General features: G+C 51.9%; 15 protein-coding genes. 5 read left to right on the forward strand and 10 right to left on the reverse strand.

Features of this window, described 5'->3' with window-relative positions; all coding sequences use genetic code 11:
• Window positions 1-491: 491 nt before the first annotated feature.
• The 3 genes from TH63_RS04220 to TH63_RS04230 form a co-directional block, all read right to left on the reverse strand.
• Window positions 492-1,946, reverse strand: coding sequence for a glutamate synthase subunit beta (locus TH63_RS04220; RefSeq protein ID WP_048919844.1), 1,455 nt, complete (start codon window positions 1,944-1,946; stop codon window positions 492-494).
• A complete protein-coding gene (gltB, locus tag TH63_RS04225; RefSeq protein ID WP_048919845.1) occupies window positions 1,946-6,451 on the reverse strand; it encodes a glutamate synthase large subunit in 4,506 nt (1,501 codons plus the stop codon). Before gltB ends, TH63_RS04220 begins: the two co-directional genes overlap by 1 nt.
• A 424-nt stretch (window positions 6,452-6,875) precedes the next feature.
• Window positions 6,876-7,874 (reverse strand): YpdA family putative bacillithiol disulfide reductase, encoded by a 999-nt coding sequence (locus TH63_RS04230; RefSeq protein WP_048919846.1) that lies wholly within the window; start codon window positions 7,872-7,874, stop codon window positions 6,876-6,878.
• Window positions 7,875-9,061: 1,187 nt separating this feature from the next.
• Here TH63_RS04230 and TH63_RS04245 point away from each other — a divergent pair.
• From TH63_RS04245 to TH63_RS04255, 3 genes are all read left to right on the forward strand, one after another.
• A complete protein-coding gene (locus TH63_RS04245) occupies window positions 9,062-11,215 on the forward strand; it encodes an FUSC family membrane protein (RefSeq protein WP_048919849.1) in 2,154 nt (717 codons plus the stop codon).
• A gap of 221 nt (window positions 11,216-11,436) precedes the next feature.
• Complete coding sequence (locus TH63_RS04250) at window positions 11,437-11,973, forward strand: YceI family protein (protein WP_048919850.1); 537 nt, start codon at window positions 11,437-11,439, stop codon at window positions 11,971-11,973.
• A gap of 254 nt (window positions 11,974-12,227) precedes the next feature.
• Window positions 12,228-12,770, forward strand: a complete 543-nt coding sequence (locus tag TH63_RS04255) for a GAF domain-containing protein (protein WP_048919851.1) — start codon at window positions 12,228-12,230, stop codon at window positions 12,768-12,770.
• A gap of 219 nt (window positions 12,771-12,989) precedes the next feature.
• Here the strand turns inward: TH63_RS04255 and TH63_RS04260 are convergent, their stop codons facing one another.
• Window positions 12,990-14,186 carry a tetratricopeptide repeat protein gene (locus tag TH63_RS04260; RefSeq protein WP_048919852.1) on the reverse strand — a complete coding sequence of 399 codons (1,197 nt, stop codon included), beginning with the start codon at window positions 14,184-14,186 and terminating at the stop codon, window positions 12,990-12,992.
• A 78-nt stretch (window positions 14,187-14,264) separates the two neighbouring features.
• Window positions 14,265-15,608, reverse strand: coding sequence for an ATP-binding protein (locus tag TH63_RS04265; protein WP_048919853.1), 1,344 nt, complete (start codon window positions 15,606-15,608; stop codon window positions 14,265-14,267).
• Between the two features lie 292 nt (window positions 15,609-15,900).
• Between TH63_RS04265 and nadA the strand changes: the two genes are divergently transcribed.
• Together nadA and nadB are read left to right on the forward strand one after the other, a co-directional pair.
• On the forward strand, window positions 15,901-16,887 hold the full coding sequence (gene nadA / locus TH63_RS04270; protein ID WP_048922576.1) for a quinolinate synthase NadA: 987 nt from the start codon (window positions 15,901-15,903) through the stop codon (window positions 16,885-16,887).
• Window positions 16,888-16,953: 66 nt separating this feature from the next.
• Window positions 16,954-18,543, forward strand: a complete 1,590-nt coding sequence (gene nadB / locus TH63_RS04275; protein WP_048919854.1) for an L-aspartate oxidase — start codon at window positions 16,954-16,956, stop codon at window positions 18,541-18,543.
• A gap of 181 nt (window positions 18,544-18,724) precedes the next feature.
• On the opposite strand, the gene TH63_RS04280 is transcribed toward nadB, so the two are convergent.
• The 5 genes from TH63_RS04280 to TH63_RS04305 form a co-directional block, all read right to left on the reverse strand.
• Window positions 18,725-19,174, reverse strand: a complete 450-nt coding sequence (locus TH63_RS04280) for an SRPBCC family protein (RefSeq protein ID WP_048922577.1) — start codon at window positions 19,172-19,174, stop codon at window positions 18,725-18,727.
• A gap of 144 nt (window positions 19,175-19,318) precedes the next feature.
• Window positions 19,319-19,747 carry a hypothetical protein gene (locus tag TH63_RS04285; protein WP_048919855.1) on the reverse strand — a complete coding sequence of 143 codons (429 nt, stop codon included), beginning with the start codon at window positions 19,745-19,747 and terminating at the stop codon, window positions 19,319-19,321.
• A 147-nt stretch (window positions 19,748-19,894) separates the two neighbouring features.
• Entirely contained in the window at window positions 19,895-20,401 is a 507-nt protein-coding gene (locus TH63_RS04290; protein ID WP_231583545.1) for a hypothetical protein, read from the reverse strand.
• A gap of 161 nt (window positions 20,402-20,562) precedes the next feature.
• Window positions 20,563-20,988, reverse strand: a complete 426-nt coding sequence (locus TH63_RS04295; RefSeq protein ID WP_048919856.1) for a hypothetical protein — start codon at window positions 20,986-20,988, stop codon at window positions 20,563-20,565.
• Between the two features lie 572 nt (window positions 20,989-21,560).
• Window positions 21,561-22,058: a hypothetical protein gene (locus TH63_RS04305; RefSeq protein WP_048919858.1), complete on the reverse strand. Its 498-nt coding sequence runs from the start codon at window positions 22,056-22,058 to the stop codon at window positions 21,561-21,563.
• Window positions 22,059-22,091 lie beyond the last annotated feature (33 nt).

Below are 22,091 nucleotides of genomic sequence, written 5' to 3' on the forward strand. Positions count from 1 at the left end.
TGTTGCCAGTTAGAAAGACCAATACTATTAAATATGCCTGTTTTGGTTAGAAAAAGACTACTGTTTAGTAGTTCCACTACTCCGGGAGCCACGAGCTTCCGGTGCATAGTAAGGGGAGTAGAACTCCCGGGCAAGACAATCCCGAAGCGGAATATATCCCCAAACAACATGCGCGGAAAAGCAATGAAAACTATGCCAGAAGGAAGTTGAAAACTTCCAACATTGTACCCACAAGTTGAAAACTTGCGGGAGGTATAAGTCTGGTGCGAGCGTTTGTGCCAGGAACCACCGCTGCCCCCTCACCCTAGCCCTCTCCCCTAGGGAGAGGGAATTCTGCAATAGCGTTTTGAGGCTGTTTTCCATAAAATAGGCTCAAAACGAAGACCATTAAGGACTATAAATAAAAGCCCCAACCTCACCAATAGGCAAAGCGGGGCTTCTGAAAAACAAATTGCTAGGCCTCGTGCTACGTGATACGCACTACCTGATACTTAAAACAGCTGGTACTTAGATATCTCCTTAGACGGTAACTCAGAGTCTCCCATCAAATACACATCAATGGCGCGGGCGGCTTCGCGGCCGTCTGAGATGGCCCAGACCACCAGGGATTGCCCACGGCAAGCGTCACCCGCCGAGAAGATGCCCGGTACGTTGGTTTGCCAGTCACGCAGCTTGAAGTTGCCGCGGCGGTCATATTCAAACTGAAAGTTAACCGAGAAGGCATCATGCTCCGGGCGTTCGTAGCCAATGGCGATGAGGGCCAGGTCGCAGGGCAGGATACGCTCGGTGTTGGGTTTCTCGGTGTACTCACTTTGGTTTTTCCATTCCAGCTCTACTACGCGCAGGCCTTTCACGTTTCCGTTTTCATCGGCAATGAATTCCTTGTTCAGCCAACCGTAGCTCCGGTCGCACCCTTCTTCATGCGAGGAAGAAGAAGAGAACGTAGCCGGCAGCTCGGGCCACGGGTTGGCCGGGTGGCGCTCAGAGCTGGGCATGTAGCGGTACTGCAACTGGGTAATGGTTTTGGCAAAGTGGCGGTTGGCCGTGCCCACGCAGTCAGAACCGGTATCGCCGCCGCCAATCACCAGCACGTGCTTGCCTTCGGCGTGGATGTCCTGCTCTGGCGCGATGGCCACCCCGTCTACCCGGCGGTTGTGCAGGGCCAGGTAATCCATGGCAAAATGGATGCCTTTCAGGTGGTTGCCCGGAATAGAAATGGATCGCGGCTTGGAAGACCCAATGGCCAGCAGCACCGCGTCATATTTGCGGTACAGTTTCTTGAGGGTGGTTTCATGGCCAATACGGCGATTGTATTTGAACTTAATGCCCTCGGCCTCCAGGATGGCTAACCGGCGGTCAATGGTCCATTTCTCCAGTTTAAAGTCCGGAATACCGTAGCGCAACAGGCCCCCGGCTTTCTCGTCTCTCTCGTACACGGTCACCTTGTGGCCGGCCTGGTTCAGCTGGGCGGCGGCGGCCAATCCGGCCGGGCCGGAACCCACAATGGCTACTTTCTTACCGGTCCGGTACTGCGGTGGGTTCGGCTTCACCAGGCCCAGCTCAAACGACTTCTCGGCAATAGACTTTTCTATGTGCTCAATGGCCACGGCCGGTTTGTTGATAGACAATACGCAGCTGCTTTCACAAGGCGCGGGGCAAATCCGGCCCGTGAACTCCGGGAAGTTGTTGGTGCTGTACATCACGCGCACGGCCCGTTCCCAATCGCCCTCAGATACCGCATCATTGAAATCCGGAATCAGGTTACCCAAGGGGCATCCGTTGTGGCAGAAAGGAATGCCGCAATCCATGCAGCGGGTGGCCTGTATCCTGGTCTTTTCCTCTGGGAACGGAAGGTAAATCTCGTTGGAGTCGTTAATGCGGGTTTTGGGGTCGCGGGTGCCAGGCAGCTCGCGGCCAAATTTCAGGAATCCGTCTGCTTTTCCCATTATGCCAGTACGTTTACGGTTTCAGTTTCTTTTACTTGTTGCAGCGCCTTTTTCAGGTCATGCGGCACCACTTTCAGGAAGTGTTGGCGGTGCTGTTCCCAGTTGGCCAGAAACTCCTGCGCCAGCACGCTGCCGGTGTAGGCCACGTGCTCCTGCAGTTTCTCCACAATCCAGAGTAGGTCCTCGGGGTCTGGTTCTTCCAGGCCAATCATGTCCAGGTTGCACTGCTCCACATGGGCAGGATCTGGGGCGTAGAGGTAGGCCACACCGCCGCTCATACCGGCCCCGAAATTTTTGCCAATCTCTCCCAGCACCAGTACCTTACCGCCGGTCATGTACTCGCAACCGTGGTCGCCAATGCCTTCCACCACGGCCTCAGCACCGGAGTTGCGCACGCAGAAGCGCTCCCCGGCTAGGCCGTTGATGTAGACTTTGCCGGCCGTAGCGCCGTACAGGGCCACATTCCCGATGAGAATATGCTCATGCGGCAGGTACTGGGTATCCTGGAAGGGTTGTAAAATCAATTTTCCGCCAGACAGGCCTTTGCCCAGGTAGTCATTGGCCTCACCGCGCAGGCGGAACGTGATACCCGGCGCCAGGAAAGCCCCAAAGCTCTGGCCCGCCGAGCCGTAGAAAGTGGTTTTAAAGCTGTCTTCCGGCAGGCCGTGCTTCCCGAAGGTTTTGGAGATTTCATAAGACAACATGGTGCCCACCGCGCGGTCCACGTTGATGATGCGGTACTCCACCTCGGTGTTGCCTTTCTTCAGGTCGCGGATCAATTTCTTGTCCAGCACCTTGTTGATTTCATGGTCCTGCTCAATCTGCTTGTAGGTACCCACGTTGCGCGGCACGTACTCCTGGTGCAGGATAGGCGAGAGGTCCAGATTCTTCAGTTTCCAGTGGTTCAGGTCGGTTCTGATTTTGAGGATCTGCGACTGGCCCACCATCTCATTGATGGTCCTGAAGCCCAGAGACGCCATGATCTGGCGAAGTTCCAGGGCCAGGAAGGTGAACAGGTTCACCACGTGGTCTGGGTCGCCGGTGAAGAGCTTGCGCAGTTCCGGGTCTTGGGTGGCCACACCTACGGGGCAGGTATTGAGGTGACACTTGCGCATCATCACGCAGCCTTCTACAATTAGGGCGGCGGTGGCCACACCGTATTCCTCAGCGCCTAACAGCGTCGCCACGGCCAGGTCATAGCCGGTCAGAATCTTCCCGTCGGTCTGCAATACCACGCGGCTGCGCAGGTTATTTTTGATGAGGGTCTGGTGCGCCTCGGCTAAGCCTATTTCCCAGGGAAGACCCGTGTGCCGGATAGAGCTCAAAGGGCTGGCCCCGGTACCGCCGTCGGCCCCCGAGATCATGATGGCGTCTGCCTTGGCTTTGGCCACGCCCGAGGCGATGGTGCCTACACCGGCCTCGGCCACCAGCTTCACGTTGACGCGGGCCCGCGGGTTGGCGTTCTTCACATCAAAGATGAGCTGCTTCAGGTCTTCAATAGAATAGATGTCATGGTGCGGCGGCGGCGAAATCAAACCTACGCCAGGGGTAGAGCAGCGCACGCGGGCAATCCAGTGGTCCACTTTGTGGCCCGGTAACTGGCCGCCCTCGCCGGGCTTGGCGCCTTGGGCAATTTTAATCTGAATCTCATCGGCGTTAGCCAGGTAATGGCTGGTCACGCCAAATCTTCCGGAGGCCACCTGCTTCACGCGGGAACGCTCTGAGTCGCCGTTGGGGCGCTTGATGTAACGGGCCTCGTCCTCGCCGCCCTCGCCGCTGTTGCTTTTGCCACCAATGCGGTTCATGGCAATGGCCAGCGTGCTGTGCGCCTCATACGAAATAGACCCAAAAGACATAGCGCCTGTGGCGAAACGTTTCAAAATGGCCGAAACCGGCTCTACCTCCTCCAGAGGCACCGATTGCCGTTTCCGGAACTCAAAAAGGTTGCGGAGAGTGATGGTGGACTGCTGGTGCTCCCGTATGGCCTTGGAATATTCCTTGTATAATAAGTAGTCGTTCAGGCGGGTGGATTTCTGCAGCAGGTGAATCACCTTGGGCGTGAGCAAGTGCTCCTCGCCGTCGCGGCGCCACTGGTAGAAGCCCCCGGACTCCAGCAGGTTCTCCAGGTCTGGGTAGGCGCTTTGGTGCTTGGTGAGCGTCTCGCGTTCCAGGTCCTCAAAGTTGAGGCCTTCCAAACGGTTCACGGTGCCTTTAAAGCATTTCTCAATCACCTCCTGGCCAATGCCCAGAATCTCGAAGATCTGGGAGCTTTGGTATGACTGCAGCGTGCTGATACCCATCTTAGATAGAATCTTAAGCAGGCCATTGTCTACCGCGTAGATGAAATTTTGGAAGTAATGGGTGTAGGGTTGCGCATTGTCCAGTTTGTGCTGGTCATGCAGGCTTTTGATGGTGTCATAGATCAGGAACGGGTACACCGCGCTGGCACCGTAGCCAATGATGGTGGCGAAGTGGTGGGTTTCCCAGGCATCGCCGGCCTCGGCTACCAGCCCGGCCTTGGTGCGCAGGCGCTTCTCAATCAAATGGTGGTGCACCGCGCCTACCGCCAGCAAAGACGGAATAGCGGCCCTATCGGCCTGGATCTTACGGTTAGAGATAATCAGAATTTTCTTGCCTGCACGCACGGCGGCCTCGGCCTCGGCGCAGATGCGGTCAATGTCGCGCTGCAGGTTGCCGGGCTCACGGGTGGAGAAGGTGGCATCCAGCAGTTCATGCTCAAAGCCTTCCTCTTTCAGGAACACTAGTTTCTGGAATTCCACGGGGTCTAGCACGGGCTGCGAGATATGGATCTGGCGCACGTGCAGCTCGCTTTCATCCAGAATGTTCAAGGACTCGCCCACGCGGGTGAAAAGCGACATTACCAACCGCTCTCTAATAGAGTCAATGGGCGGATTGCTCACCTGCGCGAAGAACTGCTTGAAGTAGTTAGACACATGCTGGCTCTGGCGCGAAAGCACCGCCAGCGGCGTATCGGAGCCCATGCTGCCCACCGGTTCATAGCCCGTGGCGGCCATGGGTTCTACCAGCATCTTCAGGTCTTCGCGGGTGTAGCCGTAGGCCTTCTGCCGCTGCCGAAGCTCCTCTGGGGAGCAAGGCTGCAGCAAGACGCGGGGCTCGGGGCGCAGGCGCAGCTTGATGCGGTTTTTCTGAATCCAATCAAAATACGGCTTGTCATTGCAGACCAGTTGCTTGATTTCCTCGTCCTCAAAGATTCTGCCCTGGGAGATGTCTGCCAGCAGCATTTTGCCCGGCTGCAGGCGGCCGCGTTTGATCACGTCTTTGGGGTCTACGCACAGCGCGCCAGCCTCAGAGGCCATGACCAGGCGGCCTTGCCGGGTGAGGCAGTAGCGCACGGGGCGCAGGCCGTTGCGGTCCAGGGTGGCGCCAATCTGGGTGCCGTCGGTGAAGAAGAGAGCGGCGGGACCGTCCCAGGGCTCCATCATGGACGCGTGGTATTTGTAGAACGCCTTTTTGTAAGTGTCCATGTGCTGGTTGTTCTGCCAGGCCTCAGGCACCAGCATCATCATGACATGCGGCAACGGCCTTCCCGACAAAGTCAGGAGCTCCACCAGCGCATCCAGGTTGGCAGAGTCAGAATCCTCGGGGTTGGTGATAGGAATCAGCCACTGCATTTCCTCTGGCGTGAACAGGGGAGAGGACATAAGCGCCTCCTTGGACTTCATCTTGTTCACGTTCCCGCGTATGGTGTTGATCTCGCCGTTATGGGCAATAAACCGGAACGGCTGGGCCAGGCGCCAGTTGGGGAAGGTGTTAGTGGAGAAGCGGGAGTGCACCACGGCTATCGCCGATTTCAGCTCGGGGTGGCGCAGGTCATGGTAGTAGCGCTCCAGCTGGTCGGTTTTGAGCTGGCCTTTATAGATGATGGTGCGGCTGGAGAAGCTGGCAATGTAAAATGTTCCGTTCTCGCCGCGCACGCTTTTGCGGGTCTCGTTGCTGATAAGGTTACGCAGTACAAACAGCTTGCGCTCTAAGTCCTCGCCTTTGATAGACGGGTCTACGGGCTGCACAAACACCTGCTCAATGTAGGGTTCCACGGCTTTGGCGCCGTGGCCGGGTACCTGACCGTTTACCGGCACCAGGCGGTAACCGATCAGGTTCAGGCGAAGCTTGCGCAGGCAGTTGTTGAGGATCTTGCGGGATTTCTCGCGCACTTCATACACGGCCGGGAAAAAGACCATGCCCACGCCGTAGCTGCCTTCGGGGGGAAGCGTAATGGCAAACTCGGCTAATTCTTTTTTGAAAAACTCATGGGGTAACTGCAGGAGAATACCTGCGCCGTCGCCGGTCTCGGGGTCACTGCCGGTGGCCCCGCGGTGTTCCATGTTCTTGAGCATGGTGAGCGCATCTTTCACGGTGGCATGCGACTTCTGGCCATCTAAGTTGACCACGCAACCAACGCCGCAGGCGTCATGCTCTAGTTCGGGTGTGTACAACCCTTTTTTGTTCTCATCAGCCTGATTCATCTACTTTAAAATAATGTTTGTAGTAGGGTGAATCAGTAATTTGGGTAAATATTGCTAAAGAAACAACTTAAATATTGATAAAAATGTAGCGAACAAGCGTTAGGGTTAATAAAATTATAAAATACAATTGCCAAAAATCAAATATTGGCAGTATGGCTTTGTTAATCCTTTATCTATATGTGAAAATGAAAATCAGGGGTTTTAAAATTTTTAAGGCAGTTTGAGGTATTACCTTGTAAGGAAAGGCCTTGCTTTGTATCTCTTATAAAACCTGCCGCTGTTTAGGAGAAAGGCGAAGTAGGTTTGATGCTGTTTTTAGAAAAACACCTTTAAAACAGGAATACACCCAACACTTGCTCAGACTCGCAGGTTAAGTCATCAACCCTCAAAAACCGTTTTGAGGAAGTTTTTAGAAAAACAGGCCCTAAACAGGAAGCCAGGTCTGGCTGAGGTCTTGCTGCAAAATATGCCGAACTATCTTCTCGGCATGGTCGCGGGAATTCTCAATAAACCACAGGTGCGTGTCCATGCCCCCGCATACCACGCCGGCCAGGTACAACCCCGGTTGGTTCGTTTCCATGGTTTCTGTATTGTGCTGCGGGTACAGCTTATCATCTGGAGACAGTTGCACGCCAAACCGGCGGAGCAGGTCAAAGTTGGGTTTGTAGCCGGTGAGCGCCAGCACGAAGTCATTTTCAATGGTGGCCATCCCGTCAGGGGTCTGGATATCTACCTGGCCCGGACGCACGGCCATGAGCGATGCGTTGAAATAGGCTTTGATGCTGCCTTCCTTGATGCGGTTCTCAATATCAGGCTTCACCCAATACTTCACCCGCCTTCCAATTTCGGGGCCCCGCACCACCATAGTCACCTGGGCGCCCTTGCGGTAGGTTTCCAGCGCCGCGTCTACCGAAGAGTTGCTAGCGCCTACCACTACCACCTTCTGCATGGCGTAGTAATGCGGGTCTTTGTAGTAGTGGGTCACCTGCGGAAGGTCTTCCCCGGGGATGTCCATGGTGGCCGGCAAATCATAAAAGCCCGTGGAGACAACGACCTTTCGGGCGTGATAGGTTGCCTTAGACGTCTGAACCACGAATCCTTTATCCACTTTCTCCACCGAGGCTACTTCCTCAAAAAGGCGCACGTTCAGGTTGAATTTGAGGGTCACCCTGCGGTAGTACTCCAGGGCCTCCGCGCGGCGCGGCTTAGGGTTATCTGAGATGAACGGGATGCCGCCAATCTCGAGTTTCTCTGAGGTAGAGAAAAAGGTCATGTTCTGCGGGTAGTTATACAACGAATTGACCAGGCAACCTTTCTCCACAATCACATAGGACAATCCTGCCTTTTGCGCTTCAATCCCACAGGTCAACCCGATGGGACCCGCGCCAATCACCACTATATCTACTCCTTCACTGCTACTCATACCGCAAATCTACGAAAGCTACCGGTGGAAGATTAAGGTTTTTGCTTTCGCTAGTTTTTCCGTTCACGGGTTGGGATATGCTATGCTGTTTGATAAAGAATTTGCTTTCGCCTTGGAAGGACGGCTTGTCTATGGCTTCATGGGCATTTTTGTTTCAATTGTCTCTCCGAGCGCTCACGGCCGCGGGGCCCCGCCTTCCGCCCTCGCGCTGTACCCTCTCGCCTGGCCCCGCAGGGCCTGCCGCATCCGCGGCACCGGGTCGAGTGCTAGGCGCTCAGACGAAAGGCTGGAATCGGAAAGAGAAGAAAATGCTTTTTAAGGCCGTTTTCAGAAAAATAGCTCCTAAACGCAATTCCACTTTATAACTGCAGCGCTACCTATTAAGCGCAGACTCTCCCCTTGAGGATTGCCCAAACGAGAGTTTGAGGCAGCGAGCGAAGCTCTGAAAAGGGGTGTTTACATGGGAGAGCACATCTGTAGTAGATGATCCTTCCTTCACTAAACATGTAAGTCACGGAAATAACTTCCGCGCCATAGAAGAAGGCCATTGGAGCAGACACTCGTAGGAGCTGCTAACGCTACGAGGTCTTTTGAGCCAGCGCAGTCTGGCAAGAAGCAAGCATTCTTTCCCTCCGCCTGAAAGGCAATACAGGCATTGCAGCGGACCAACCAGCATTAGGTCTAACTGCCCTGGACCTGGCGGAGGGCCGCCACGCGTAGCCCGAAGCATGGGCAGGGGCAAGCAGCGGCTATCCAAACAGCAAGGACGTAAGCTCCCTATGCAACAGATAGCCTTTACCCGGTGGTACCGCGGTGAAGCCCCGCCTGTCTGAGCGGCAGAGAGTTCGGGGCTTCTTGATTCTTTTGGTTACTTTTCTCATCAAGGAGAAAAGTGACAGACGCAGGCAGGCCGCGACTCCCGCCCCAAGGCTTGGCAGGAAGAGAATAGGAAGTAAGGGCTTATTGGCAAATGGAGCAGCAGTTTCAGTCGTTAGTGAGAACCCCAACAACGGCGAGCAAAGAAAGTCACGGAAGTAAATCCACGCCAAAACAGAAGCCAAAACCCTCTGCCAAAAGAAAAACGTTAACACCAATTGCACCACCTTACAACCGTTTTAAAGCTGTTTTCCCGAAAACACCCCCAAAACAACCTAAGCCTATCTTCAAAATTTCCGTACAGCAGGGGCATGAACAACAAGGTAAGAGAGCTGCAGTCTTTCTTCTACAGTCAAAATTTCTATGACGGAATCCGGACCACCATTGGGGTCCTGATCCCTTCTTTGCTCATGGCGTACCTGGGGCATTTGCAATGGGGCATCGCCATGTCATTGGGTGCTATTGGCGCCAGTTTGGCAGATGCTCCCGGCCCCGTCCTTCATAAACGCAACGGCATGCTGGCCTGCATTGCCCTTTGCACGGTGGTAGCGGCCCTGACGGGGTTTGCGCGCATGAATGCGGTCACGTTGGGGCTGGAGATTCTGGTGCTTAGCTTCTTGTGCTCCATGTTGCAGGTGTACGGCATGCGGGCATCGCTCATTGGGTTGGCGGCGCTGCTGGTCATGATCCTGACCATGGACCATGAAATGACGCCGGTCCAGATAGTGATGTACAGTGGACTGGTGCTGGTAGGGGGCGTGTGGTACTTACTCCTCAGTTTGCTGTCTTTTCAGATGATGCCCTACCGGCCGGCCCAGCAGGCTTTGGGGGAATGCATACGCGAAGTGGCGAAGTTCCTCCGGATAAAAGCCTCTTTCTATCAACCGCAGACCGACCTGGAAGGGGAGTATAAGCGGCTGGTGACCCAGCAGATGGTGGTGAGCGAGAAACAGGACGCCGTGCGGGAGCTGTTGTTCAAGAGCCGCCAGATCGTGAGCGAATCCACAGATGCCGGAAGGGGCCTGGTCATGACCTTTGTAGACCTGGTAGATTTATACGAGCAGATCACGGCCATCCATTATGACTACACCACCATCCGGGAAAAGTTTGGCCCCACCGGCATCTTGCAGGAAGTTTCTGAAGTAATTGAGATGCTGGCCAATGAACTGGATAACATTGGTTTTGCCATCCAGGCCAATTTGCGGCACACCAACCTGGTGGACCTCACCCAAAAGCTGGAGGGGCTCAAAAACCGCATGGACGCTGTGGCCGGGCAGGAGGCAGGGGAGAGTACGCTGGTGCTGAAGAAGATCTACGTCAACCTAAGAACCATAGCGCAACGGCTAGCCGATATTCTCTCCTACGCTAACGCCAAAGGCGTACAGCATCCCAGCAAGGTAAGAGAGCAGGAGTTTGGGCTTTTTGTGACAAAGCAAAAGCTGGACCTTGGCATTTTCCTCAACAACCTTACCCTTAATTCCTCCATCTTCCGGTTTTCAGTGCGGGTGGCCGTGGTGGCCGTTTTTGCCTACACGCTCACCAAACTGGTGCCCTATGGGCAGCACAGCTACTGGGTGCTACTCACAGTGGTCTTCATCTTAAAGCCGGCCTTCAGCCTGACCAAGCAGCGCAATTACCAGCGGGTGATTGGTACGTTGATAGGGGGCATTATTGGGTTGGCGGTGCTGTACCTGGTCAAGAATGACACGGCTCTGTTCTTTATTTTGCTGGTGTTCATGACCGGCTTTTACAGCGTGCAGCGCCTTAACTATGTGCTTAGTGTGGTGCTCATGACGCCCTTCATGCTGATTCTGTTCAAGTTTCTGGGGGGCGGCGGGTTCGCGCTGCTGGAGGAACGGGTGGTAGACACGTTGGTGGGCTGCGGAATCGCGTTTGCGGCCACCTACCTTATTTTCCCTAATTGGGAATCTGAGCAACTGGCCAAGTTTCAGGTGGGCGTGCTGCGGGCCAACCTGAAATACCTGCAGGTGCTGGCCGACGGCCTGTCCGGGAAGGACATTCCGGAATTGCAGTACAAACTGGCCCGGAAGGATGTGTACGTGCATTCGGCTAACCTGTCGGCGGCCTTTCAGCGCATGGTAGGTGAACCCAAGAGCAAGCAGTTGAACAGTAAGAGGGTGTATGAATTTGTGGTCTTGAACCATGTGCTCTCTTCCTACATCGCCACCATCGCCTCAGACAAAAGGAAAATCAACGCGCCCCATTCCAAGGCGTTTCTGCGGCCGGTGCGCCGGGCCATTAACTCCTTGGTAGAGGCCATAAGGCAACTGGATCCTGAGTTCACCTATCCTGAGCAGGAAACAACCCTCCAGGAAACCGCCGCTCCAGTTGCCCTGTCCAAAGACGATCAGCTGTTGGCCGAGCAGCTGGAGTTCATTAGAAAGCTGTGCGCAGATATCTTAAAGCAGAATCCTACCAAAGGCATTCCCCTTAACCCGCAATAGCTATCCAATGATTAGCTCTTATAAGGGATTTGGTGCTAATCTGGCAGAAATAATTTCACATTTAAATACTTCTGCTTTGGCAGTTGCTTGGAAAGTCGGTTATTTATGTATAAATATGTAGGTACATTAAATGTAATGATGTAATTCCAACTCCCCCAAGAGGCCTACGTATAAAGTCAGACTTCAGGGCGAAGCAATCCTTAATCCCAAATCCCAAAACTATGGCAAATGTAAAATGGTCCATTGACCCTACCCACAGCGAAGTTCAGTTCAAGGTAAAACACTTGATGATCACCACTGTGACGGGCTATTTCAAGAAATTTAACCTGGAGGTGGAGACCGAGACCGATGATTTCTCCACGGCCTCCAGCATTGTGTTCACCGCCGATGTAGATTCCATTGACACCAACAATGAGCAGCGTGACACGCACCTGAAGTCAGCCGATTTCTTTGATTCCAGCACCCACGGCGAGGTACGGTTTGTAGGAAAGCGGTACGAGAAAACGGGCCAGGACTCCGCTAAACTGCACGGCGACCTTACCATCAGGGGCACCACCAAGCCGGTCACTGTAGATGTAGAATTCGGTGGTATTGTGGTAGACCCTTACGGCCAGACCAAAGCCGGCTTTACCGTGAGCGGAAAGATCAGCCGCAAAGACTTCGGCCTTACCTGGAACGCTGTGACCGAGGCCGGCAGCGTGGTGGTAAGCGATGACATCCGGCTGTTAGCTGAAATTCAATTAGTGAAACAAGCATAACCACCCATCCATATTCAGAAGGAAAGCCCGGTGCCCACCATGGTACCGGGCTTTTTCTTTGGGGAATGTTTTTGAGGACCCTAAAAGGCAATATTGCACTTAAATTGGTACTATTCTATGAATATACAAGTGTTAAATTAATTTAACAACATCTAAAACCTTGGGGAGGGCTTGCCGTACTTATACAGTTTAGCTAGTAGAATGGTAGTGAAAACAGGCATTAGGTTTAACAGAGTAAGCGTAGCATTCCCCTTATGAATAATTCTTTCGGTATAGACATTATCCCTGATAACGAGGTAGATAGATTAAAAAAGTTATACAATTACCAGATTTTAGACGCAGAAACAGAGGGTACCTTTAAACACATTGCTGCACTGGCGGCCCATGTTTTCAAAGTACCCATCGCCCTGGTTTCTTTCGTAGACGCGGCTACCGTGTGGTTCAAGGGCAACGTGGGCATGGACGGCGTACCCGGGGTAGACCGCGGCATCAGCCTCTGTTCCCTTTCCATCCTTCAGGAGGAAGCCACCATTTTCAGGAACGCAATAGAAGAGAAGTGCCTGCTGACCAATCCCTTGGTAGCCGGTGAGTTTGGGCTTCGGTTTTACGCGGCAGTTCCTTTGCGCACCCATGACGGGTTCAACCTGGGCTCCGTCTGCATTGTAGACAAAGTCCCCCGTGAGTTTACCCCCGAAGACCTGGTTACCCTGGAGTACATGGCCAAGTTGGTGATGGATGAACTGGAGCTTTGGAAATGTAAGCTGTACCTGGAAAACAAGAATAAAATATCGGCTTAACCTCAAAGATTCTTAAAACAGAAAGGCCCTGTGCATTGAATGCACGGGGCCTTTCTGTTTTGAAGGTGGCAAAAGTGCTGGCCAACCTCTCTATGGCCTTACCTGAATTCTGTTGATGCCCAAGCTGTTTTGAGGCCGTTTTCAGGGAAACAGGGCAAAAACGCTATCCCCCACTTTTCTTCATTTCCTTTATTGACATGGAGCTTAGACGCAAGCGGTTTATAAAGAGGCCCTTATCCAAGTGTAGCCCAGTACGCAGATATAGAACCCAGTGAGTAGGTTGCCTGAAAGCGCGGGGTCAATGAATTGGGTAATCACCGTGGCGGCGCCCAGCGTGGCTATTCCCCAAGTGATAAGGGTTGATTTGCGGCGCGGGGCTTTGTACTCCAGCTGCAGCGTGCCAGCCACCGGGAACAGCATGCCCAGCAATACTATCCCCAGCGTTCCGGCCTCCGGTAGATCAATGGCAAAATTGGTGACCAGCGCACTGATACCCCCCAGGAACAAGGCCAGGAAAAGGTTGGAGCCGTCTATCTGCTCCTGGCTCAGGGCATGCCGACCGTAGCGGTTAAACCGCAGCATGGTATTGAAGATGAGGTCTGAGAACCAGGTGAAAAAGATGAGCATAAAGTAAAACGGCAGGAGCAGGGGCATGACGCGCACCAGTATGATCATACCAATGTACATGCCCCACCGGGCCCCACCACTCAATGATGCCATTTTATAACTGAACTGAAGAAAGCCCCGGTAGATCCAGTATTTGGCCTTGAGCGCCTCCACCAGGCCTTCGCGGGCGAAGTCTGAGGTGGGGTTCAGGCGCAGCGCTTCCTGAAAGTGGTGCAGGGCCTGTTTGTATTGGGCCTGCTCCAGGTAGACCCAACCCTGGTTGGTGTGGGTTTGGTGGTTGTCTGGCGCGTGCAGAAAGGCATTCCCGAAGCTTTCGGTGGCCATTTCCTTGTGCCCCAGGCGGTTCAGGGCCCGGGCTTTCAGGTTCAGGCAACTCACGTCCTCGGGCTCTACGGCCAGGCCTTCCTCGGCACTGGCCAGGGCCTCTTTCCACTGGCTACGGCTAAAGCAGATGCTGCCCAGCACAAAATGGTAAGTGGCCTCATAGGGTTCCAGGGTTAAGGCTTCCCAGATGGCGCGCTCACTTTCTGCCAGGCGCTCTTCCTGCAAATGAATAAGGCTGAGAATATAGAAAGCATAGTCCAGGTCGGGCTCCTCGGCAATGGCTTGCTGGGCTTCCTGCAGGGCCTCCTGAGGTTTGTTGAGGTGCAGAAGGCACAGTGCCAGGTAAGCGTGGTTGAGGCCATTGTGGACATCCTCGGTTAAGGCGCTTCTCAGTTCCTTTTCAGCTAAATCATACTTCTTCTGCTGAAGCAGGAGCAGGGCCCGGTCTTGGTTAATGGTTTGCATGCGTGAGGGAATAGAAGGGCAGCCACTACCGGCTGCCTTTTGGTTGAGGAAAGTAAAAGCGGATTTACCTGTGATGGATTACTTCTTCACGCCCATGTAGTCCAGAATCTCATCATAGAGGCCGTTCTCGTTGGCGTACAGTGCGTAGTTACGGGCAGTGGTAAACCATTCCTTGGTAGAGGGTTTTACCTGGTCCAGGGCTTTGAGCAGGTCGTTCTGTTCAATGGGCAGCGGCTGGCCTTTTTTCATGGATTCGCGCAGCTTTAGCTCTATCGCCACGTCTACAATGGCTTTTAAATCGGCACCCGAGAAGTCTTTGGCTTTTTTGGCGATGGCTTCCAGGTTGAGTTTTTGGGAGGGTTTGCCATGGAGGAGCACTTCCAGAATGGCTTCCTTGGCGGCCTGGTCTGGGGGCGTCACAAACACAATGCGGTCAAAGCGGCCCGGCCTCCGGAAAGCGGAGTCCATGTTCCAGGGCGTGTTGGTGGCGGCCAAAATTAGAACCCCTTCATTGGAGTGCTCCACGCCGTCCAGCTCAGACAGGAACTGGTTGATGAGGTGGCGGCCACCGCTCTTGCGCATGTCGGTGCGGGAGGCGCCCAGGGCATCTACCTCGTCAAAAAACAGCACGCAAGGCGCCTGGGCACGGGCCAGTTCAAAGACCTGGTGCAGGTTCTTCTCTGAGTTGCCAATCCACATGTCCAGAATGTCATTGATGCCCACTGACAGGAAAGAGGCGTTCACCTGACCGGCGGTGGCGCGGGCCAGCAGCGTTTTTCCGCAGCCCGGCGGACCGTACATGAGAATGCCGCCGCCAACCTGCTTACCGTAGGCTTTGTACAGCTCTGGGTGCTGCAGCGGATGAATGATCTTCATCTCAATCTCCTCCTTCACCTTCTCCATACCGCCCACGTCTTTGAACTTAATGGTAGGTCTTTCCAGCGAAGGGTATATTTCGCGTTCGGGGGCTTGGGTGGGTACCTTCAGGTCCAGCTCAGAGAAACCGGGGTAGGCTTGCTGGGTAAGGGCAGTTTCCAGCTCTTTGTCTTGCAGGCCCGGGTTCTGGCGGGTGGCCAGCTGGTATTTCTCCAGCGCCTCTTTGGGTTCCTGGTGGGCCAGCAACAGGCGGGCGTGCAGCAGGTTCACTTCGGCGGGGCTGTAGTCCAGGCTGTGCAACTCCTCCACAATCACAAACACAGCCGAGTGCTTGCCAAGCTGCAGGTACGTGGCGGCCAGCAGTAATTTAAGGCTATGGTCTTGCGGGGCGTGTTGCAGGCCCAGGAGCAAATGCTTTTCAGCCTCTTCCCACTGGCCCAGGTTAGAGTAAGTGGCCACCACATGCTTGCGCAGCGGGGTGTTGTTGGGCGAAAACATGAGGGCTTCAAGCAGTCCCTGCAGGGCTATCTCGTCGGGGGTAGGCATGGGCGTGTCTTTTTTAAGGACAGGTAAGTTAGTATAAATTGTTGAAGGTCGAAGGAGAGGAGGGGGCCTTTTACGGGTTTTTGTGGGTACTTCAAGTGAGTGCGTTTTAAAGCCGTTTTCCTTAAAACAGGCCCAAAACGCCTTTCTATCTTTTGTAATTGGTGCCGCATCACCTCCGGTAGTGACATTTATCATATTTCTTCTCCAGGGGAAAGATTCTCTTTGTAGCGCCAAATCTTTTCCTTTTCAGAAAGAAAAAGACCAGCGTATCTCCCAATATGAACCCCAGACTATGACCATCACTGAGCTACAGGAAAAATATAAAAAGACGGAGCCCGTCACCAACCTCACCGACGACCAACTCAAAGAGGAGATCTTACGACTGAAGAAAGAGAAGAACGCCGTTATTCTGGCCCACTATTACCAGGAGTGGAAGATACAGGAGATAGCCGATTACGTGGGCGACAGCCTGGGCCTCTCGCAGCAGGCGGCCAAAACCGAGGCCGATGTGATTGTGTTTGCCGGCGTGCATTTCATGGCCGAGACCGCCAAGATTCTGTCGCCGCAGAAGAAGGTTTTGCTACCAGACCTGGATGCGGGCTGCTCCCTGGCAGATTCCTGTCCGGCAGACGCCTTCCAGAAATTCAAAGACGCGCACCCCGGCCATGTGGTGGTGAGTTACGTGAACTGCACCGCCGAGATCAAGGCCCTGAGTGATATTATCTGCACCTCTTCCAACGCCAAAAAGATCATAGACTCTATCCCGCAGGAGACGCCCATCATTTTTGCGCCAGACGTGAACCTGGGCCGCTACCTCAAAAAAGTGACCGGCCGTGACCTGGTGCTCTGGGACGGGGCCTGCATTGTGCATGATTCCTTCTCCTTAGACAAAATAAAGTCTCTGCAGGAACAGCACCCACAGGCCAAGATATTGGCGCACCCAGAGTGCAGCCACGCTATTCTGGAAATAGCAGACTACGTGGACTCCACGGCCAAGATGCTGGACTACAGCCAGAAAGACGCTACCTCTACCTACATTGTGGTCACCGAAGAAGGTATTCTGCACCAGATGCGCAAGGCCTCGCCGGAGAAGCTTTTCCTGCCCGCCCCTCTGGTCACCTACACCGAGTGCGCCTGCGGAGAATGCCCGTACATGCGCCTGAATACCCTGGAGAAACTCTACCTGTGTCTGCTGCGCGAAGAACCGGCCATTGACCTGGACGAAGACCTTCGGCTGAAAGCCCTGGCACCCATCCAACGCATGTTGGAACTTTCATAACCCAAGAACTGCCGCCCAAGCCTAAACCTTGGTGGGCGGCAGGATACTCTTAAAAAGTTTCAAGCCATGAAAGAAGTAGACGTATTGGTGATCGGGTCTGGCATAGCCGGTTTAAGCTATGCTTTAAAGGTAGCCGACCGCCAGCCAGACAAAAAGATTCTGGTGGCGGCCAAGGCCGGGGTGTTGGATACCAATACCAGCTTTGCCCAGGGCGGCATTGCCGCCGTGCTTGACCTGGCCACCGACTCTTACCAGAAACACATAGAAGACACCATGGAAGCCGGCGCCTGGCTCTGTGACCCCGCGGTGGTAGAGCTGGTGGTGAAAGAGGCCCCAGACCGCATTACAGACCTGGTGGCCTGGGGCGTGTCTTTTGACCTGAACGCCGGCGGCGATTTCCATTTGTGCAAAGAAGGGGGCCACTCCGAGAACCGCATCCTGCATGTCAAGGACCAGACCGGCGTGTCCCTTGAAAAAGCCCTAAGCCAGCAACTAAAACAGCGGACCAACATAGAAGTGCTTACCCACCACTTCGCCATAGACCTAATCATAGACGAAGCGAAAGACGGCGGTACCACCTGCCGGGGCGCCCTGCTGCTGAACGTGAAGGCCCAGGAATTGGTGCGCGTCACGGCACGGGTAACCCTGCTGGCCACCGGTGGGGCGGGGCAGGTATACCACGCTACCACTAACCCGGTAATTGCCACCGGCGACGGCGTGGCCATGGCCAGCAGGGCAGGGGCGGCCATTGAGCACATGGAATTTGTGCAGTTCCACCCAACGGCCTTGTTCAACCCGGGTCATAAACCCTCTTTTCTGGTCTCTGAAGCAGTACGAGGCTATGGCGGTATTTTAAGAAACTCTGCCGGCCGGGCATTTATGGAAGACTATGACCCGCGCGGCTCCCTGGCCTGCCGCGATGTGGTGGCCCGGGCCATTGAGGCTGAAATGAAGAAAGAGGCTGCCCATAGCATGTTCCTGGACGTGACCCACCTGGACCCCGACGCCTTTCAGGCCCACTTCCCTACCATCACCCAACGGTGCAAGAGCCTGGGCATTGATCCGGCCACAGACCTGGTACCGGTGGTGCCCGCGGCGCATTATTTCTGCGGCGGCGTAAAAGTAGATACCCAGGCCAGAACCAGCATTGAGAACCTGTATGCCTGCGGCGAATGTGCCTCGACAGGCCTGCACGGTGCCAACCGCCTGGCCTCTAACTCTTTGCTGGAAGCCCTGGTCTTTGCGCACAGGGCCTGTGAAGACACCTGCGGCAAACTAACCAACATAGACCTGGTAGACGTGGTGCCGGCCTGGTTTGCCATACCCGTTCGGCCCCCAGAGAACCCGGCCCAGCTAGATTGGCTGCGCGAAGAAGTACAAACGCTCATGAGTAGCAATGCCGGTATTTTCAGGAGTAGAAAAGAGCTTTTTGAGCTACGCGGGCGGCTGAAGCAGTTAGCAGATGAAGTGGAGATGATGGTGGGCCTGTCGCCTTTGTCGCTGCAGCTATGTGAGCTGGACAACCTGCTCACCGTGGCACTGTTGGTAGTAGAGGCGGCCATCAACCGGAAAGAATCCATTGGTTTGCATTACCTGGCCCCCGACCTTGAGAGCACCCCGCAACCCGCAGCGCTGGCAGAGGTGGAACCCACCTGATCACATGGGGCGTTTATAAGGCTTTGACAGATACCCTTCTAAAAAAGATTCCCCGGTTCCTCTCACCTAAGAGGTACCGGGGAATTTTCTGTTTTAGGGCTGTTTTCTCTAAAATAGGCGTAAAATAGAAAGCAGGCATGAAGATGTTTTAAGCTGATCCCATGCAATTAAAGTGGAAGGTTTAAAAAGGGAAGGCTGTCCCATCTTTCTCTACAAAGGCAGGTAAAGAAACGCCAATGATATGTTGCCAGCCTGCCTCAAAGTTCTTGCGCGCAAAGTCTGGGTTAGACGCCGGAAAGGTTTCCAGCCCAGTGTGGGTGAGGAGGACCTTGGTTTCATTTTCCTCCAGGGGTATGAGTTCAAAGGTGACCAAGGTGTTGCCCTCATACCCGTCATACCGCCAGGTGTGGGTCAGTTTACGGCCTGGTTCAACCGCCGTGATTTCGCAAAGGTGTAGATACGAGTTTTCTTCGGTTCCGCCTACAAACTGGAATTTGAATCCTACCTCGGGCCGGAACACCGCCAGGTCAAAAAACCACTGCTTCATCTGGTCTTTATCCGTGATGGCTTGCCAGACCTTGGCTGCTGGGGCGTTTACCGTTTGCTCAACTTTGATAGGGTCTTGGGGCATGGGTACCATATTCTTTTTTAGAGGGCTGGGGCTGAGGATGCAGAGTTTAACGTGCTGGGCTTTGCCATGGCGTAGCTATGGTAAAGGTGTTGTTAGCGACTGACTATTTTAAGTAATAGCATTAATGACGTTTGTCTGTCAGGTTTAATCATTACCTATTAAATTATATACCCCAAACAGATACTCTTCCTTTTTCAGCTTAGTTGAGTCACAACCAAATTCAGCCGTCTTAAAGACTACATATTCATTATTCCTCATCTTCAACATCTGTCGTGTTCCAGAAGGCTTCTTAATGGTGTCTCCCAAACTTATAGCTTCATACACACCAGTGTCCTCCCCAAATAAGTCAAGAGTATCCATGTTATTTTGAAAATCTATTAACACCACTGTAGGTGTAGAATGGTTTGACTTATCGAGATACTTCTTCTGAATAACACCCTCAAACTTCATTTTGCCAAAGTCTTCATTCCATGTACAATTATGGAAATTAGTACTTGGAATACAGAAATATATTACCAAGATAAAAGCCCCAAAGAACAGCAATGGTATAGTTCTATTCCTTGGATTTTTCATTTTCTATTAATTAAGGCTTACCGCTAACGATTTGTAGCTTAGTGAAGGGCGGGTTTTTTAGTACTAAAGTTCATGCAAAGTAAAAACGCTCAGCCTTGCACTAGCCTTACTTCGAAGCAAGTAAGCCCGCCTTTTACCAAGCCGTTGTTATGCGTTCGTTATTTTTTTCCTTATTACTTTCCATTTTTTAAATCCTCCGATTAGATATAGTAATCCAATTGCCAATGCGACAAATGAATATGCTATTTCTGTTGTCGAGTGTTTGCTTCGCGTAGTTTCATAGATTAATTCTCCAAGTCCACGGAATATATAAATACCCCCAATTAAAAATATTACGGGCTTTAGGAACGGCATTTTGGGGAGTTTATCGTCGGCTAACAGTCCATAAAGGCCAAAAACTAAAAATACTAAAGCAACAACAATTGTTAGTAAATATGGAAATGATGAATGGATTTCTGAAAGTTCATTCATTTGTTTACTAATACCAAATAACTTAAACACTTGAACCATCCAAATCAGTCCGATAAGATGTACAAATGCAATTAATAAGTTTATGTATCCGCCTAGTTTCAGCATAAATAGTTTAATACCTGTTTTTAGATAATCTTCATATATTTCGGAATTTAATTGAATCAGTTTAAGATTCTTATTCATTCACATTAATGCATAGATGAAATAGACTGAAAAGTGTCATAAAATTTACCTTCTTAGCAGGCGCATACAATTATTTGGCGTTGAATCTGTATAATGAAGCATAACGGACTCGTGTAAAAAACGTGCAAGGCCGTCGGCCGTAGCATGATTTTTACACAATGTTATGGCCTGTTTTTCCTTATTAGCGCATACAGGGCTTCAATTTTCATTGATTCTTCTAAAGTCCACTTTCTCATTGTGTTTAAGTTGACCATTCTTGCGAAGTCGTTTCCACCCTCAATTATATAGTTGTACTTATTCCCTTTAAACCAAACAACAGCGTAGTATATTTCCCCTCCATGCTTTTGCTGATAGAAACGCTTTACCTTTGTTTCTTTAAAAAGTGCTTTCAAATCGGCTGTTTCTGGTCCATTCAATTTTACCGTTTTAGCTTGTTGGGAAGCAAGGTCACGATGGTTATGCTGAAGTCCTGCCGTTGTCCCTGCACGTTTGAAGTCTTTATAAATAAATATTGAATCTGCTTCAATTTGGCAGAAAGCTGGAATTGTAAATAGTATCAGGAAGGCTAGAAGTAATATCTTTTTCATATTTATAAATTGGCCATAACGGACTAGTATAAACTACGGCGAAGGCCGTCGGCCGATGCTGGCGTTTATGCAGTGTTACCAGCAGGTTTTATTTAACTTTTATAATCTTCCCGAAAATTTTACTTATGTGAAGATAGCTTGCATTGGGAGGGCTATGTTTTCTAGGGTCGGTCTCTACAGTAGAAAAACTAAGTGTATCCTTTAATATATCAGCTAATGATATCTCAATACGTTGGGTCGAGAAATTATCTTGAAGGTAGATTGTTGAATGAGAATATCTAATCGTGCCTTTAACTATACCTCCATTCTTCAATTTTTTTGAATAGGTGCTATCAGAGAAAATGATTGAGTTGTCATCCAGATAATATTGATGGTCATATTTAATTACATATTCCCCAGATAGCTTTTCTTTTCTTTGAGAGATGGGAATTACGCTTACTAGTATGAAAATCAGAATTTGATACATCTCTTATCATTATTAAACTTGCTGGTAACGGACTAGGCTAAGCGGCGGCGGAGGCCGTCGGCCGAGGATGCCGTTTAGGTGTTGTTACGCGAAGTTGTTTTTATTTTTACACCTGCTCTTTTGTTAGCTCTAAAGAAGTTTTTTCCTGCTGTAATTCATTTTCAATCTTATTGAGCAGATATATCACTACCAATGGCACTATGTTGACAACAAGGAAAGCTTCTTCGTGGTCCGTGTTCCAGTTATATTCAAAGCTTGACAAGGCAGCATTAAGTTTTAACAGCATACCTTCTGTTAGGTCAAAACCGATAATCACCCCTAATCCTGAAATATACTGAAAACTATAGCCCGCAACGGCGAAACCAATGATTTGCAAAATTTGATTAATTCTAGAGGGTAACATCCCTTTTGTTGGGTTCTTTAGCAATATTAGTCCGCAAGCAATTGAGAATAAGAATAGCATTAACATGGCGAATAGAAAAAGAACTGCATAGCCATTGAATGCTTCGGTCTGTAATATGTAATGAATCAGAATCACAAGTCCGATGAATCCGCCAATTATCTGATACCAGCTAAGAATTTTTATTTCAGTATCTAATTTCATCAAATATCAATTATGCGTAACGGATAGTATAAA

Origin of the sequence: Rufibacter radiotolerans, from assembly GCF_001078055.1 — a bacterium.
Classification (GTDB): domain Bacteria; phylum Bacteroidota; class Bacteroidia; order Cytophagales; family Hymenobacteraceae; genus Nibribacter; species Nibribacter radiotolerans.